The 14181-nt window shown below is 64.6% G+C and carries 12 protein-coding genes and 2 pseudogenes; 10 read left to right on the plus strand and 4 right to left on the minus strand.

Annotated features, from left to right (window positions below):
• Positions 1–10: 10 nt before the first annotated feature.
• Positions 11–664 (plus strand): TetR/AcrR family transcriptional regulator, encoded by a 654-nt coding sequence (locus tag A5747_RS21495; RefSeq protein ID WP_076128101.1) that lies wholly within the window; start codon positions 11–13, stop codon positions 662–664.
• On the opposite strand, the gene A5747_RS21500 is transcribed toward A5747_RS21495, so the two are convergent.
• Positions 661–1980: an acyltransferase gene (locus A5747_RS21500; RefSeq protein ID WP_076128103.1), complete on the minus strand. Its 1320-nt coding sequence runs from the start codon at positions 1978–1980 to the stop codon at positions 661–663. The genes A5747_RS21495 and A5747_RS21500 overlap by 4 nt on opposite strands.
• Positions 1981–2045: 65 nt before the next feature.
• Between A5747_RS21500 and A5747_RS21505 the strand changes: the two genes are divergently transcribed.
• The 8 genes and pseudogenes from A5747_RS21505 to fdxA all read left to right on the plus strand — a co-directional run bounded on the left by A5747_RS21505 (position 2046) and on the right by fdxA (position 8470).
• Positions 2046–3017, plus strand: a complete 972-nt coding sequence (locus A5747_RS21505) for an aldo/keto reductase (protein WP_076128105.1) — start codon at positions 2046–2048, stop codon at positions 3015–3017.
• Positions 3017–3144: pseudogene (locus tag A5747_RS25565) on the plus strand (NAD-dependent epimerase/dehydratase family protein); the annotation flags it as partial. The gene A5747_RS21505 and the pseudogene A5747_RS25565, both read left to right, overlap by 1 nt.
• Before the next feature lie 219 nt (positions 3145–3363).
• Complete coding sequence (locus A5747_RS21510) at positions 3364–3729, plus strand: DUF1801 domain-containing protein (protein WP_076128107.1); 366 nt, start codon at positions 3364–3366, stop codon at positions 3727–3729.
• A 71-nt stretch (positions 3730–3800) separates the two neighbouring features.
• Positions 3801–5030, plus strand: coding sequence for an acyl-CoA dehydrogenase family protein (locus A5747_RS21515; protein ID WP_076128109.1), 1230 nt, complete (start codon positions 3801–3803; stop codon positions 5028–5030).
• Positions 5031–5044: 14 nt separating this feature from the next.
• Positions 5045–5911: a hypothetical protein gene (locus A5747_RS21520; protein ID WP_076128111.1), complete on the plus strand. Its 867-nt coding sequence runs from the start codon at positions 5045–5047 to the stop codon at positions 5909–5911.
• A gap of 27 nt (positions 5912–5938) precedes the next feature.
• The gene (locus tag A5747_RS21525) at positions 5939–7120 is read left to right on the plus strand and encodes a cation:proton antiporter (RefSeq protein ID WP_076128112.1); all 1182 of its coding nucleotides are present in this window, start codon (positions 5939–5941) and stop codon (positions 7118–7120) included.
• Between the two features lie 48 nt (positions 7121–7168).
• On the plus strand, positions 7169–8077 hold the full coding sequence (locus A5747_RS21530; protein WP_076128114.1) for a universal stress protein: 909 nt from the start codon (positions 7169–7171) through the stop codon (positions 8075–8077).
• A 50-nt stretch (positions 8078–8127) separates the two neighbouring features.
• A pseudogene (fdxA, locus tag A5747_RS21535) lies at positions 8128–8470 on the plus strand (ferredoxin).
• Here the strand turns inward: fdxA and A5747_RS21540 are convergent.
• On the minus strand, positions 8467–9933 hold the full coding sequence (locus tag A5747_RS21540; RefSeq protein ID WP_198938234.1) for a multicopper oxidase family protein: 1467 nt from the start codon (positions 9931–9933) through the stop codon (positions 8467–8469). The pseudogene fdxA and the gene A5747_RS21540 overlap by 4 nt on opposite strands.
• A 108-nt stretch (positions 9934–10041) precedes the next feature.
• Between A5747_RS21540 and A5747_RS21545 the strand changes: the two genes are divergently transcribed.
• Positions 10042–10824, plus strand: coding sequence for an SDR family oxidoreductase (locus tag A5747_RS21545; protein ID WP_076128116.1), 783 nt, complete (start codon positions 10042–10044; stop codon positions 10822–10824).
• A 5-nt stretch (positions 10825–10829) separates the two neighbouring features.
• On the opposite strand, the gene A5747_RS21550 is transcribed toward A5747_RS21545, so the two are convergent.
• The gene (locus A5747_RS21550; RefSeq protein ID WP_076128118.1) at positions 10830–13739 is read right to left on the minus strand and encodes an RND family transporter; all 2910 of its coding nucleotides are present in this window, start codon (positions 13737–13739) and stop codon (positions 10830–10832) included.
• Entirely contained in the window at positions 13736–14152 is a 417-nt protein-coding gene (locus tag A5747_RS21555; protein WP_076058738.1) for an MmpS family transport accessory protein, read from the minus strand. The genes A5747_RS21550 and A5747_RS21555 overlap by 4 nt, the downstream gene beginning before the upstream one ends.
• Between the last annotated feature and the right edge of the window lie 29 nt (positions 14153–14181).

Below are 14181 nucleotides of genomic sequence, written 5' to 3' on the forward strand. Positions count from 1 at the left end.
ACTTCTACCCATGAGCGCGATGCCCGACGATTCCGAGTCGCCCAATCGCCTGGAGCGGCGTAAGCAACGCACCAGGGCGGCGCTGGTCAAGGCCGCGCAGCGGTTCATCGCCGAAGGGCGGGTCAACGTGCCGGTCTTGGAGATCACCCAGGCCGCCGACGTCGGCATGGGTTCCTTCTACAACCACTTCGACAGCAAGGAGCAGCTGTTCGACGCCGCAGTCGCCGACGTACTCGACGCACATGGGGCGATGCTGGACCGGCTCACCGCGTCGATCGACGACCCCGCCGAAACATTCGCCGCCAGCTTCCGGCTGACCGGGCGGCTCTTCCGTCAGCGCCCTCAGGAGAGCGAGATCTTGTTGGCCAGCGTGCCGGCACTGTTGTCGTCTGATCGCGGCCTGGCGCCGCGGGCATTACGCGACATCAAAGCCGGCGTCGACGCGGGCAGGTTCCACATCGACGATCCCGAACTGGCCCTCGCCATGGCCGGCGGCGCACTGCTCGGACTTGGAAAACTGTTGCGTGACGACCCGGAACGTGACGACGCACGTGCCGCCGACACGGTTACCGAAAATGTGCTGCGCCTCTTCGGGTTGAGCGCCAAGGAGGCGCGCGCCGTGTGCCAACGCCCGCTGCCCGAGGACACGTTCGCCGAGGCCTAGCGAGCGGAATCCACCGACTGCAGTCCGACTTTCGCGGGTCGAAGCGCGACCAGGGTGACCCCGACGGCGAAGATCAGCGCGGTCACCCACGGCAGGTGCCCATCGGGGGCGAAACCCTGCGCCGCGACGAACGCCAGGCCATATGCGGCCATGGCGGCACCGGCCAGCATGATCGGTTCGCCGCCTCGATCCGGAAGCGGTATCCCGAATGTCGGGAGCGGGGCGGCGAAAAGCCGCCGTCCCCACCACAGCAGCACCAGCTCGACGGCGGTCACCAGGCCGAGGATGACCACCCATTCCAACCGGGCGAGCCACCAGTCGGCCGTTCCTTCGGGCGGCTGCGGCAACAGTCCGGTCGGATAGCCGACGACCGCGACGATCACGACGGGGATCATGTGCCACAGGTACAGCGCCATCACATTGTTGTTGGCTATCGACAGCACGCGGCGGACAGGGCCGGCGCGCAACGCCCGATTGAGCACGGGCGCAAGGGCCATTGCCACGCCCGTCTGCGCGCAGCCGAACGCGAGCAGCGCCACGGTGGGCGGCGTCGTATTGTCGATGGTCTGCCCGGGAACGCCGATCATGCTCACCGGATAAAGTTTCAGCAAAATCAGCAGGGCGAGCGCGACCGCCGACCCGGCTCCGAGCGCCGCGGCTCCGCGAGTGCTCAATTGCCGGGCGTGCCAACTGATTCCAAGTTGGTACAGCGCTCCCCAAGCCAACAGGTAGTTGAGCCAGCCGACGTACGGTATGTGACCGCCGATCGATATGGCGTCCACCGCCGCGATTCCCACCGCGAGTGCCGCCGGTACCCGAAGACCCCAACGGCGTTGTGCCGCAATGGCAATCGGCGTCAGCGAGACCACTATCACGTACACAGCGAGGAACCACAAATGCATGGCCACCGCCCAGCCCGCGTATTCCAGCACGGAGCCCGCGACGTGGTTGGCGTCCGCGACCACGACGATCGCCGACACCAGCGCGGCATAGATCGCCGTCGGCCCCAGAACCCGGGCCAGCCGGTGCCTAAGCCAGATCGGACGGGGCATACCGTCGGAGTCGTGGCGATGCGCCCAGGACACCGCGCCGGCGTAGCCGGCCGCCAGGAAGAACGTCGGGACCGCCTGGAACGGCCAGGTCAGCCACTGCGTCCAGGGCATGTCGACGAGTGGGTTCTGCCGGCCGAACTGCCCGTCGTGGTAGGTCACCGATCCGGCCAGCCAGTGCCCGAGCACAATCAGGACGACGCCGGAGACCCGGTAGAAATCCACCGCCAGGTTGCGGGTGGGTCGCGCGGTGTTTGCGTGGTCCATCAGATCGCGGGAAGCTCGACGCGGTGCACAGCGCCACGGTACCCGGCCGAATGACAGGAGAATGTGTGGAACAGGCTCAGCTCGGCGACTTGCGGGTCGGCCGTATCGGGTTGGGTGCGATGGGCATGTCCGCCGCCTATTCGATCGGGGGCTTTGACGACGCCGAGTCCATCCGGACGATTCACCGCGCCATCGATCTCGGCGTCACACTGATCGACACCGCCGAGGTCTACGGCCCTTACGTCAACGAGGAACTCGTCGCACGCGGGCTGTCGGGCAGGCGAGATCAAGTTGTGCTGGCCACCAAGTTCGGCCTGATCTCGCACACCGGCCGCGACGGCCTGGACAGCAGCCCCGCCAATATCCGCATCGCCGTGGATGGTTCCCTGCAACGGCTGGGGACCGACCACATCGACCTGTACTACCAACACCGCCTCGATCGCGGCACCCCGATCGAAGACACGATCGGTGCGTTGGCCGAGCTGGTGACCGCCGGAAAGATCCGGTACATCGGGCTTTCCGAAGTCGGCGTGAACACCATCCGCCGCGCGCACGCCGTGCATCCCCTGACCGCCGTGCAATCCGAATATTCGCTGTGGACCCGCGACCCCGAAGAGGGAGTGCTCGACGTCCTGCGCGAACTGGGCATCGGATTCGTCGCGTACTCGCCGCTGGGCCGCGGCTTCCTCACCGGCGCGATCCGCTCCACCGAGGAGCTGCCCGACAGCGACTACCGCAAGACCAACCCCCGATTCTTCGACGAGAATTTCCAGCACAACCTCAACAGCGCCGACGAGTTGCGCGATATCAGCGCCGACGTCGGCGCCACTCCGGCTCAGGTCGCATTGGCCTGGCTGCTCGCGAAAGGCCCCGACATCGTGCCGATTCCGGGGACCAAACGGGTGGCACGTCTCGAGGAGAACGCCGCCGCGGACACGGTCGAGCTCGCCCCCGACCAGCTGGCCAGGCTCGATCGACTAACACCGGCCGTCGGCGGTCACCACGCCGAGGCGCAGATGGGCTGGATCGACCGCTAGTGGGTGGCGACAAGAAGCTGGTGATCGGCGCCAGCGGTTTCTGGGGTCGCATGTCACTCGGCAGCTTGTCACCGCCGGCGCGGACGCGCGAGTCATGTTGCGCCGCACCAGCTCTACCAAAGGCATCGCCGGATGCGGCCGCCGCATTTTTCGCTTCGCGACTAACATGTCCCCACGGGTATCGATGCGCGGGGGACCGACAATGTGCCCGCCTTCACAGCGACAACTCCATCGGTGATGCAGGTTGTCGCTGTGAGGTGGGCACGACAAATGGTGGCGCCCCGGGGAAACCAGTGTGGTAGGCGTGGTAGAGGTTTGGTGACCGGCATCAGAAAGGCATGGCAATATGGCGGACTCTCCCTCCAAACTGATCGACGCCAGAATCGAGGAACTCGGTGACTGGCGGGGTGAAACCCTCGCCCACATCAGAAAATTGATCAAGCAGGCCGATCCCGACGTCGTCGAGGAGTGGAAGTGGCGCGGCGTCCCGGTTTGGTATCACGACGGGATGATCTGCACCGGTGAGACGTACAAGAACGTCGTGAAGATGACCTTCGCCAAGGGCGCCTCGCTGCCGGATCCCGCGGGCCTCTTCAACTCCAGCCTCGACGGCAACACCCGGCGCGCGATCGACTTCCATGAGGGCGACAAGGTCGACGACAAGGCGTTGACGGCACTGATCCGTGCCGCGGTAGACCTGAACACGGCGTAGCCGGCCTGTACAGCCCTGCACCCGTGCTGTACAGTCGCTCAGCACCAATGCTCGATTGAGAGGCCACGCCGCTGACTTCCGAGTCCGTCGAAGAATTTCGGAGCCGGGCCAGGACCTGGCTGGCCGAGAACATGCCGCGCCTCGACCCGGGCGAGGCGGCGCTTCTCGAGCGTGACGCAGAGAAATCCTGGCGGCGAGCCCGTGAGCTGCAAAAGACCTTGTACGACGGGGGATTCGCCGGAATCTGTTTCCCCCGGGAGTATGGCGGGCTCGGACTGAGCTACCAGTACAAGAAGGCATTCGACGCCGAGTCACTGGCGTACGAGATCCCGATCCTGCTTAACGTGCCGTCGTTCGCCATTTGCTGCGCGACGATCCTCGACATGGGAAGCGAGGAACAGAAGCTCGCCCACATCCCAGCGGCGCTGCGAGGCGACGAGGTTCTCGTGCAGTTGCTATCGGAACCTAGCGGCGGCTCGGACCTGGCGGGCGTGATCACCCGCGCCGAGCGGCGCGACGGCAGATGGATCATCAACGGCGCCAAGACCTGGAGCACCTGGGCATTCGCCGCCGACTACGGCCTGTGCCTGGCCCGTACCGATTGGGACGTACCCAAGCACGACGGGCTGACCATGTTCCTGGTGCCGCTTAAACATCCCGGGATAACCATCAACCGCATCCGCCAGGTCAACGGATCGGTGGAATTCTGCGAGGAGTTTCTCGACGACGTCGACGTCGGCGACGACGCCGTCGTCGGGGAGCCGGGCAAAGGCTGGGAGGTGGCGTCGCGCCAGCTTTACCACGAGCGCAGAACCATGGGCGACGGTTCGGAGTACACCACCGGGCCGGGAATCGCTGAGGCCGAAGATGTTTCGATCGACCTGATGTCGTTGGTCGACAGGACCAATCAGGGCGACAGCGAACGCGTCAAGGAGATGGTCGGCCGGGCCCTTGTCCACCGGGCTGTGCACGGTCAGCTCAGTGAGCACGTTTTCCACGCCGTGGCCGATGGATCCCTGCCCGCGGCCGCCGGGTCGATCATCAGGCTCTACATGGCCGAGGTTCACAATGTCGAGACCGACACCGCCCACTCGGTCGCGGGTTCGTCGGGCGCGGTCGAGGACGAGGCTCAGCTGCTCGACGTCGGCACGCGCTACCTGGGCCGTCAGATCGCCAGCATCGGCGGCGGCACCACCGAGATGGCGCGCAACGTGATCGGCGAGCGGGTCTTGAACTTTCCGCGCGAGTACGCAGCCGATCGCGGTGTCCCGTTCAAACAGGTGCGGCGGAGCAAAGCTTAGGAAGGCAAGCGACTGTGAGCGACCAACTTCGCGACATCCGAGAGTTGACCAACGACACCGATGCATACCGCGACGAGCTGTACCGCCGCTGGACCGGCCTGCTCAGCTACCGCTACATCGGGCGCAACCACTCGTCGATGAACGTGGGCGAGACCGATGACACCGTGACCATCCGCCGCGACATGCGCAACGACGCCGGCGGAATCATGGTTGCGCCGCTTGCCATTTCGTCACCGGAGGGGTGCCAGACCGACATGGTCGCGGTGCCCAACCCGGTCATCGCGTCGGTACAGATCATCGATCCCGGTTACGACGTGACGAGAATCGAGATCGTCGGCTCCGGCATCGTGCATCAGGGCCGGACCATGGGCTACGGGCGCTGCAAGATCGTCGACGCCGACAACCCAGACCGGGTGATCGCGTTCAACGAGGGACAGGGAGCGATTATCGGCGTACCGCCCGAAGGCCTGGACAAGATGGATGTCTCGGGCACCGAGCTGGTCGTCGAGGACTCGCCCGACCTACCGCCGCTGTGGCAAGCCTTCGGCGCCAGCAAGCGCGACGACGGTCGCTGGGTGCTGCCCGCGCTCAGTGCCGAGCTCGCCTCACCGGACGCCGCCCTGCACATCGGGCCCCAGCACGTCGTCCTCGAGACCGCGGCGACCGACCTCGCCGCGGACATCGCCGGAACACGCAAGGTTCAGGTAATCAGCTGGCACGTCATGTTCATGTCACGCGGCAAGGTCGGCCCGTTCCGGGTGCAGGGCACCGCGCATGTCGGGGGACCGGGACGCATCGGCGTGCGCATGCTTCTGCACGACGAAGGAAACGCCGACAAGGCCATTACCTCCGCCGCGGCAGTCTTCGACATCGTGAACTGACCCAGCGAGGCGCGGTAGTGTCCCAGCATGCACGGGTTCGGCTTCGCCACGCTGGCGTTGTTGACCGCCGTGGGCTTTGCCGGTCCACTGCTGGCGTCACTGTCGCACTTGCGAATTCCGGTCGTCATCGGTGAGCTGATCGCGGGCCTCGTCTTGGGCAAGACCGGTTTCGGCGTCCTTAATGCCGCCAACCCGACGTTTCAGTTGTTCGCGAATATCGGCTTCGCTCTGGTGATGTTCGTCGTGGGCACCCATGTTCCGATCCGCGACCCCGACATGCGCCCGGCGGTGCCGCGGGCGCTGGCGCGGGCGGCTCTCGTCGGTGCGGTTGCCGCAGCGCTCGGCGTGGGGATAGCGGCCGTGTTCGGCACCGGTCACGCGGCGCTCTATGCGGTTCTGATGGCTTCGTCGTCAGCGGCGCTCGCCTTGCCGGTGATCGACTCGCTGCGGTTGCGGGGGCCCCACGTGCTGTCCGTGACTGTGCAGATCGCGATCGCGGATGCCGCGTGTATCGTGTTGCTGCCCTTGGTGATCGACGTCCGTCGAGCGCCAACGGCGGCGCTGGGTGGACTCGCCATCGCGGGGTGTGCGGTGCTGCTCTTTGTGCTGCTGCGCGCGGTCGACCGCCGGGGCTGGCGCACGCGCATGCACGACTATTCCGAGAAATCTCGGTTCGCGCTGGAATTGCGGACCAACCTGATCCTGCTGTTCGCGTTGGCGGCGCTGGCCGCCGGCACCCATGTGTCGATCATGCTCGCAGGTTTCGCGTTGGGGTTGGTGATCGCCTCGGTCGGCGAGCCGCATCGACTGGCGCGTCAGCTTTTCGGCATCACCGAGGGTTTCTTCAGCCCGCTGTTCTTCGTTTGGCTGGGCGCCTCGTTGCAGGTGCGCGAGCTGGGCGCGCACCCGAAACTGATCTTGCTGGGCGTAGGTCTCGGGTTGGGGGCCGTGATCGCGCACTGCGCCGGAAGGCTGCTCGGCCAGCCGGTGACACTCGCGGTGATGTCGGCGGCGCAGCTCGGCGTACCGGTGGCCGCGGCAACCATCGGTACGGAGGAACACCTCCTCGTCGCCGGGGAAGCGTCGGCATTGATGTTCGGTGCGCTGCTGACGATCGCCTCCACCTCGATCGCGGGTGCGTTGGCGGCACGCCGCCAGAGCGAGCAGCGGGGCCTAAAGACCCTTCCGAAAAGCGCAGAGCAGGCATAACGTCATGTCCTGAATAGGCCGATCGGAATCGGCCTCGAGGAGTGCGAAATGTCGGAGGGCACAGCAAAGCACGGAATCTTGGTCTGCGTCGACGGATCTGCGGCCTCGCACGCCGCCACGGCTTGGGGCACCCGCGAGGCCATCCTCCGCCAGTTGCCGATCACGGTCATGCACGTTGTCCCTCCCGTGGTCGTCGGATGGCCCGTCGGACAAATGTATGCGGACATGACCGAGTGGCAGCAGGAAAACGGCCAGCATGTCATCGATGAGGCCCGCAAAACGTTGAGCGCGAACGCCCGAGGGGCTGCGGCGCCCCAGATCCACACGCAGATCGTGTATTCCAGTGTCCTACCCGCGCTGATCGATGCTTCGACGGATGCCTCGATGATCGTCGTCGGCAGCCAGGGCATGGGCGCGCTGGGCCGCCTGCTGCTGGGCTCGGTCACTGCCGGTCTGATTCATCATGCCCGTTGCCCGGTCGCGGTCATCCACACCGATGACGGTGCGGTTCCCGATTCGAATGCACCCGTGCTACTGGGTGTCGACGGGTCGCCCGCTTCGGAAGCGGCGACTGCGTTGGCCTTTGACGAGGCCTCCCGACGGGGTGTCGAGCTGGTCGCGCTGCATGCGTGGAGCGACGTCGGGGTGTTTCCGATGCTCGGGATGGACTGGCGCGACAGCGAAGCGAAGGGGCAGGAGGTGCTCGCCGAACGTCTCGCGGGCTGGCAAGAACGATATCCGGACGTGAGCGTGAAGCGATTGCTCTTCTGCGACAAGCCTTCCCGGTGGTTGCTTCAGGAGTCCGAGAACGCTCAGCTGGTGGTGGTGGGTAGCCACGGCCGCGGCGGGTTCCGGGGCATGCTGCTGGGCTCGGTAAGTTCCGCGGTCGCCCAATCGGCAAGAGTTCCGGTGATTGTCGTCCGCGACAATGCGAGGGCCTTTAGTCCCTTACATTGATGCTGTTCGGCAGGCGCAAGCCCCGCCGCTGTTGGCCTAGCGTTCCGTTCATGACCTACGTGATCGGCAAAGCGTGCGTCGATGAGATGGACAAATCCTGTGTTCAGGAATGCCCCGTCGACTGCATCTACGAGGGCGCGCGAACGATGTACATCAACCCCGACGAGTGCGTCGACTGCGGCGCCTGCAAACCGGTATGTCGCGTGGGAGCGATCTACTGGGAGGGCGATCTGCCCGATGATGAGCGGCAGCACCTGGAGGACAATGCCGCGTTTTTCACCGAACCGCTCGCCGGCCGGGACGGCCCATTGGGTTCCCCGGACGGCGCAACCAAGGTGGGGGCCGACGGGCGTTGACACGCCGTTGATCGCCGCCATGCCGAAGATGCGCTAAACCGCGTGCAGGAGCGCCATAAACCCAAAGTCCATGTGCAGCTGTTGGTGGCAGTGCAGCAAGGACAGGCCGGGCTGGTTGGCGGTGAAGTCGATATCGATGCCTTGATAGCCGCCAACCATGGCGACGTCTTTGTGCAGCCCTGCGGTGGCCGTCCCGGCGGTGTTGGTGATTTCGAAGGTGTGCCGGTGCAGGTGGATGGGGTGCACGTCGTCGGTGCCGTTGCGTAGCCGCAGCCGGTATCGTGCACCGAGCTTAAGCTCGAATTGCGGTGTGCCCGTGCGCATATCGAACGGTGCGCCATTGAGCGTCCACACGTTGAATCCGTCGCGGTCCGCGTTGCGCTTGCCGATCAGCAGCTCGATCGTGTGGTCGGGTGGGGCCGCCGTCGCATCGGGCTGGGTGAAAAGCCGATAGTCCCATGTGAACGGAGCCGGCGGCACCCATTGGGGGTCGCCGGTGCTGCCCGCGTATTCGACGACGGTGCCCATGCCGTTGCCGCGGTCGTCGTCGGACAGGTCACCAAGCACCCATTTTCCAGGGTTGCTCATGGTCACGATTGCCGAGACGCGTTCCGCTGCGCCGAGCCACAGTACCGGAACCGCAACCGATTTGGGGACGGGGTTGCCGTCGAGGGCCACGACGTTGAACGTATGCCCGGGCAGCGCGAGGCTGCGGTTTTCGGTGGCGCTGGCGTTGAGCACATGCAGCAGCACTCGTTGGCCCTGCGTGACTCTGATCGGTTCGCTGTGGCCGAGCATGCGGCCATTGATCGCGAACGCGCGATAGCCAACTTCGAATCCATGCGGTTTTCCGGACGCCAGCGAAGCGGCCATCTCGGCCTCGCCCTTGTCGCGCAGCTCCGGGATCGGCTGGCCGGCCAGGAAATTGGTGGCCATGTCGCCGCCCCTGCTGAAGGCGGGCTCGAACTCCTTGAGGGTGAGAAATACTTCTTGGTCGTAGGCGCCGGGATTGTATTTCGGTTCGATGTAGACCGGCCCGGCCAGACCGTTGTACTGGCCCAGGCTTAGGTTCGCTCCGGGGACGAGGTGGGTGTGGTAGAAGCGGAACCCCGACGGTCCCGGAGTGAAGGACAGCCGGCGCATCCCGTGCGCCGGGATGTAGGGGGTGCCTTCCTCGGCGGAGCCGTCGACGTCGACGGGCAGTGTCTGGCCATGCCAGTGCAGTTGTTCGGGGGTGTCGCTGTCGTTGTGGACGTCGACCACCACGGCCCTACCTTCGGTCAGCCGGACCAGCGGTCCGGGAAACTGGCCGTTGTAGAGGGTGGTTGACACCACCCGATCGGGCGCCAGCTCCACCAGACCCTGTCCGATGCGAAGCGTGTAATCGGCCTTTGCGGGCGGGCCCTGCCGGCCGCACCCTGCCGCCGCGGACGCCGAACCGCTAGCCGCAAGCACCGCCGCGGCCGCGCCGCGCTTCAGGAAGCCGCGCCGGTCCAGCACAGCTCAAACGGTAGCGCATCGCGGCCGCCCGGCACCCACGACGGGACCCTGGTCATACACCAATACGCATATGTATGGTGCGAGTACCGACACGACAGGAGAATCGAAGTGGCAGAACGGTTGGCGGGCAAGGTCGCACTCGTCAGTGGCGGTGCGCGGGGGATGGGCGCCTCGCACGTGCGGGCGATGACGGCCGAGGGCGCCAGGGTGGTTTTCGGCGACATCCTGGACGACGAGGGCAAGGCCGTCGCGGCGGAACTCGGTGACGTTGTCCGCTATGTGCACCTCGACGTCACCAAGCCCGAGCAATGGGAGGCGGCGGTGGACACCGCCATCAGCGAATTCGGCAGTATCGACGTGCTGGTGAACAATGCGGGCATCCTCAACGTCGGCACCTTCGAGGACTACGAGCTGTCCGAGTGGCAAAAGATCCTCGACGTGAACCTGACCGGGGTGTTTCTCGGCATCCGCGCGGTGGTGAAACCGATGAAGGAAGCGGGCCGAGGATCGATCATCAACATCTCTTCGATCGAAGGAATGGCCGGCACCATGGCCTGCCACGGTTACACGGCGAGCAAGTTCGGTGTCCGTGGACTCACGAAGTCCGCGGCAATGGAATTGGGGCTCAACGGCATCCGGGTCAACTCGATTCACCCCGGGCTGATCAAGACACCGATGACGCAATGGGTTCCCGACGACATTTTCCAAACCGCGTTGGGCCGCGCGGCGGACCCCGCGGAGGTCTCCAACCTCGTCGTCTATCTGGCCAGTGACGAATCCAGCTATTCGACCGGATCGGAGCTCGTCGTCGACGGAGGCACCATGGCCGGCCTGGGCCACAAGGACTTCTCCGCAATCGATGTGGCCGAACAACCCGAGTGGGTCACCTAGCCGCGTCACGCGTGGGTCAGGGCTTCTTCGGCTTTCTTGGCCGGGGCGGGCCAGGGCGACGGGACCGGCCGCTGGCGAACTCGTTGCGGCCACCAGAACCACTTGCCCAGCAGTGCGGCAATGGACGGCGTCATCAGCGACCTGACGATCAGTGTGTCGAAGAGTAGGCCGAGGCCGATGGTGGTGCCGACCTGTCCGATAACCGTGAGCTCGCTGACCGCCATGGTCATCATCGTGAAGGCGAACACCAACCCCGCGGAGGTGACCACCGAGCCGGTGCCGCCCATTGATCGGATGATGCCGGTGTTCAGCCCGGCGTGGATCTCCTCCTTGAACCGCGCCACCAATAGCAGGTTGTAGTCGGCGCCCACGGCGAGCAGGATGATGACCGACATCGCGAGCACCATCCAGTGCAGCTCAATGCCAATGAGGTGTTGCCAGATCAGCACCGACAGCCCGAACGACGCGCCCAGCGAGAGCAGGACGGTGCCCACGATGACCGCCGACGCCACCACGCCTCGCGTGATGATCAGCATGATGATGAAAATCAGGCACAGCGAGGCGATTCCGGCGATCAACAGGTCGTAGGTGTTGCCGTCACTGAGGTCCTTGTACATCGACGCGGTGCCGGCGAGGTAGATCTTCGAGCCCTCCAACGGGGTGCCCTTGAGCGCCTCGTATGCGGCCTTCTTGATGGCACCGATGTGCGAAATGCCTTCCTGCGACATCGGATCGCCGTCATGGCTGATGATGAACCGAACGGCATGGCCGTCGGGGGAGAGGAAGTTCTTCATGCCCTTCTTGAACTCGGCATTGTTGAACGTCTCCGGCGGCAGATAGAACGAATCGTCGTTCTTTGACGCATCGAAAGCCTTGCCCATGGCGTTGGAGTTCTTCTGCGCCTCGTTCTGCTGATCTTGCAGACCCTTCTGGGTCGAATACATGGTCAGCATTGTGGTTTTCATGGCCTTCATGTTGTCGATCATCGAGGGCATCAGCGCCACCATCTGCGGCATCAGCGTGTCGAGGTGATCCATCACGGGCAGCAGGCTCTGGATGTCGTCGGTCATCGTGTCGATACCGTCGAGGGCGTCGAAAACCGAACGCAGCGACCAGCATACCGGGATGTCGTAGCAATGCTTTTCCCAGTAGAAGTAGCTACGGATGGGCCGGAAGAAGTCCTCGAAATCGGCCATCTTGTTCCGTAAGTCTTCGATGTCGATGGTCATGTCGTGCATCTTTTGCACCATTACATGCATATCGTTGGACATCTGCACGGTGATGCTCTGCATCTTGACCATGCTGTCGATGGTCGACTGCATCATGTCGGCCTGGCGGAGCATGTCGGCCATCTGGTCTGCCTGATACTTCTGGTTCATCTGCTGGGTGACGCCCTGCATGCTGATCTGGAACGGGATCGACGTGTGCTCGATCGGCGTGCCCTGCGGCCGTGTAATGGCTTGCACGCGGCCGATTCCCGGCACCCGGAAGACCGACTTGGCAATCTTGTCGATGACCAGAAAGTCCGCCGAGTTGCGCAGATCGTGATCGCTTTCGATCATCAGCACCTCGGGATTCATCCGCGCCTGCGAGAAGTGCCGATCCGCCGCCGCATATCCCTCGTTGGCGGGTAGATCGGTGGGCAGATAGGTGCGGTCGTTGTAGTTGGTCCGGTACCCGGGCAGGGTCAACAGGCCGACGAGCGCCACTCCGATCGTCGTCACCAGGATTGGTCCGGGCCAGCGGACGACGAGCGCGCCGACCTTGCGCCAGCCGCGAATCCGTTGCGTTCTGCGGGGTTCCAACGTCTTGCCGAACCGGGTTGCCACCGAGATGACCGCCGGGCCCAGCGTCAACGCCGCCGCCACCACGACGACCATGCCGATGGCCAACGGGACGCCCAGCGTCTGGAAATAGGGCAGGTTCGTGAAGTGCAGGCAGAACGTCGCTCCGGCGATGGTCAACCCCGAGCCCAGCACGACATGTGCCGTACCGCCGAACATGTTGTAGTAGGCGTCTTCTCGCGATTCGCCGAGTGAGCGAGCCTCCTGATATCGGCCTATCAGAAAGATCGCGTAGTCGGTGGCCGCAGCGATCGCCAAGGTGACCAAGAGGTTGGTGGCGAACGTCGAGAGTCCGATGATCTTGAAGTAACCGAGGAAAGCGACCATTCCGCGCGCGGCTGAGAGCTCGAGCACCACCATCACCAGCGTGAGCAGCACCGTGACGATCGACCGATAGACCAACAGCAGCATCGCGATGATCACCGTGAACGTGGCAGCGGTGATGACTTGCAGGCTGCGGTCGCCGGCCACGTGCTGATCCGCCGACAGCGCCGCAGGCCCGGTGACGTAGGCCTTGACCCCGTGGGGCGGGGGGACGCTCTTGACGATGTCTTGCACGGCCTCGACCGATTCGTTGGCCAAGGCTTCGCCCTGGTTACCGGCGAGGTAGACCTGAACGTAGGCGGCCTTGCCGTCGTTGCTCTGGGCACCGGCGCCGGTCAGCGCATCGCTCCACATATCTTGAACGTGCTCAACGTGTTTCGTGTCGGCGTCGAGCTTTTTGACGATCTGGTCGTAATAAGTGTGGGCGTCGGCGCCCAGTGGCTGTTGGCCCTCCAGGACGATCATCACCGAGCTGTTGGACTTGTACTCGTTGAACACCGCACCCATACGCTTGGTCGCGACGACGGACTGGGCGTCGTCGGGAGCCATCGACACCGAGCGCATTTTGCCGACCTCGTCGAGTTGGGGCACGGCCACGTTGAGCACACCGATGAGAGCGACCCAGCCCAGGATGATGGGTATGCCGAACTTTCGGATGATCCGCGGGATCGACGGCCGCGCTTTGTGTTTAGCGACGGGGATGACATCGGTGCGGGCGTCGGCCGTGTCTTCAGTGGCTGTGCTCATGCGGATTTCACCAAGCAGAAGGTCAGGGCGTGAACGCCGTTAACTGTTTTCTCGTCCTTGACTTCGTCGTCGATGGTGATGCGGCACCCGAGGTAGTCGCCATCGCTTTGGGCTGAGAGGTTCGGGAAGACCGAAGGGGCGGTAGTGCTCAGGACCAGCGTCCAGGGGAGCGGCGCGGCGTCGACTCGCGTCGGGTCGGCGTTGAGATCCAGGTAGTTCACGTTTGCGTGGCTCGCCGAACCGAAGACCTCGTACTTGACGACCTTGGGCTTAAACGGCTTTGAATCATCGAGCCGCGGGCTTGTCATCACGCCGGTGTCGTGGGCGCCGAAGAACGACTTGACGCGGACCACCGCGAAGCCGCCGACAACCACGACCGCGACGATCAACAGCGGCAACCACGCATTTCGCAGAGCCTTTGACGTCTGCACTTAGGTGATTC

The sequence above is a fragment of the Mycobacterium sp. IS-836 genome, assembly GCF_001954275.1.
GTDB lineage: Bacteria > Actinomycetota > Actinomycetes > Mycobacteriales > Mycobacteriaceae > Mycobacterium.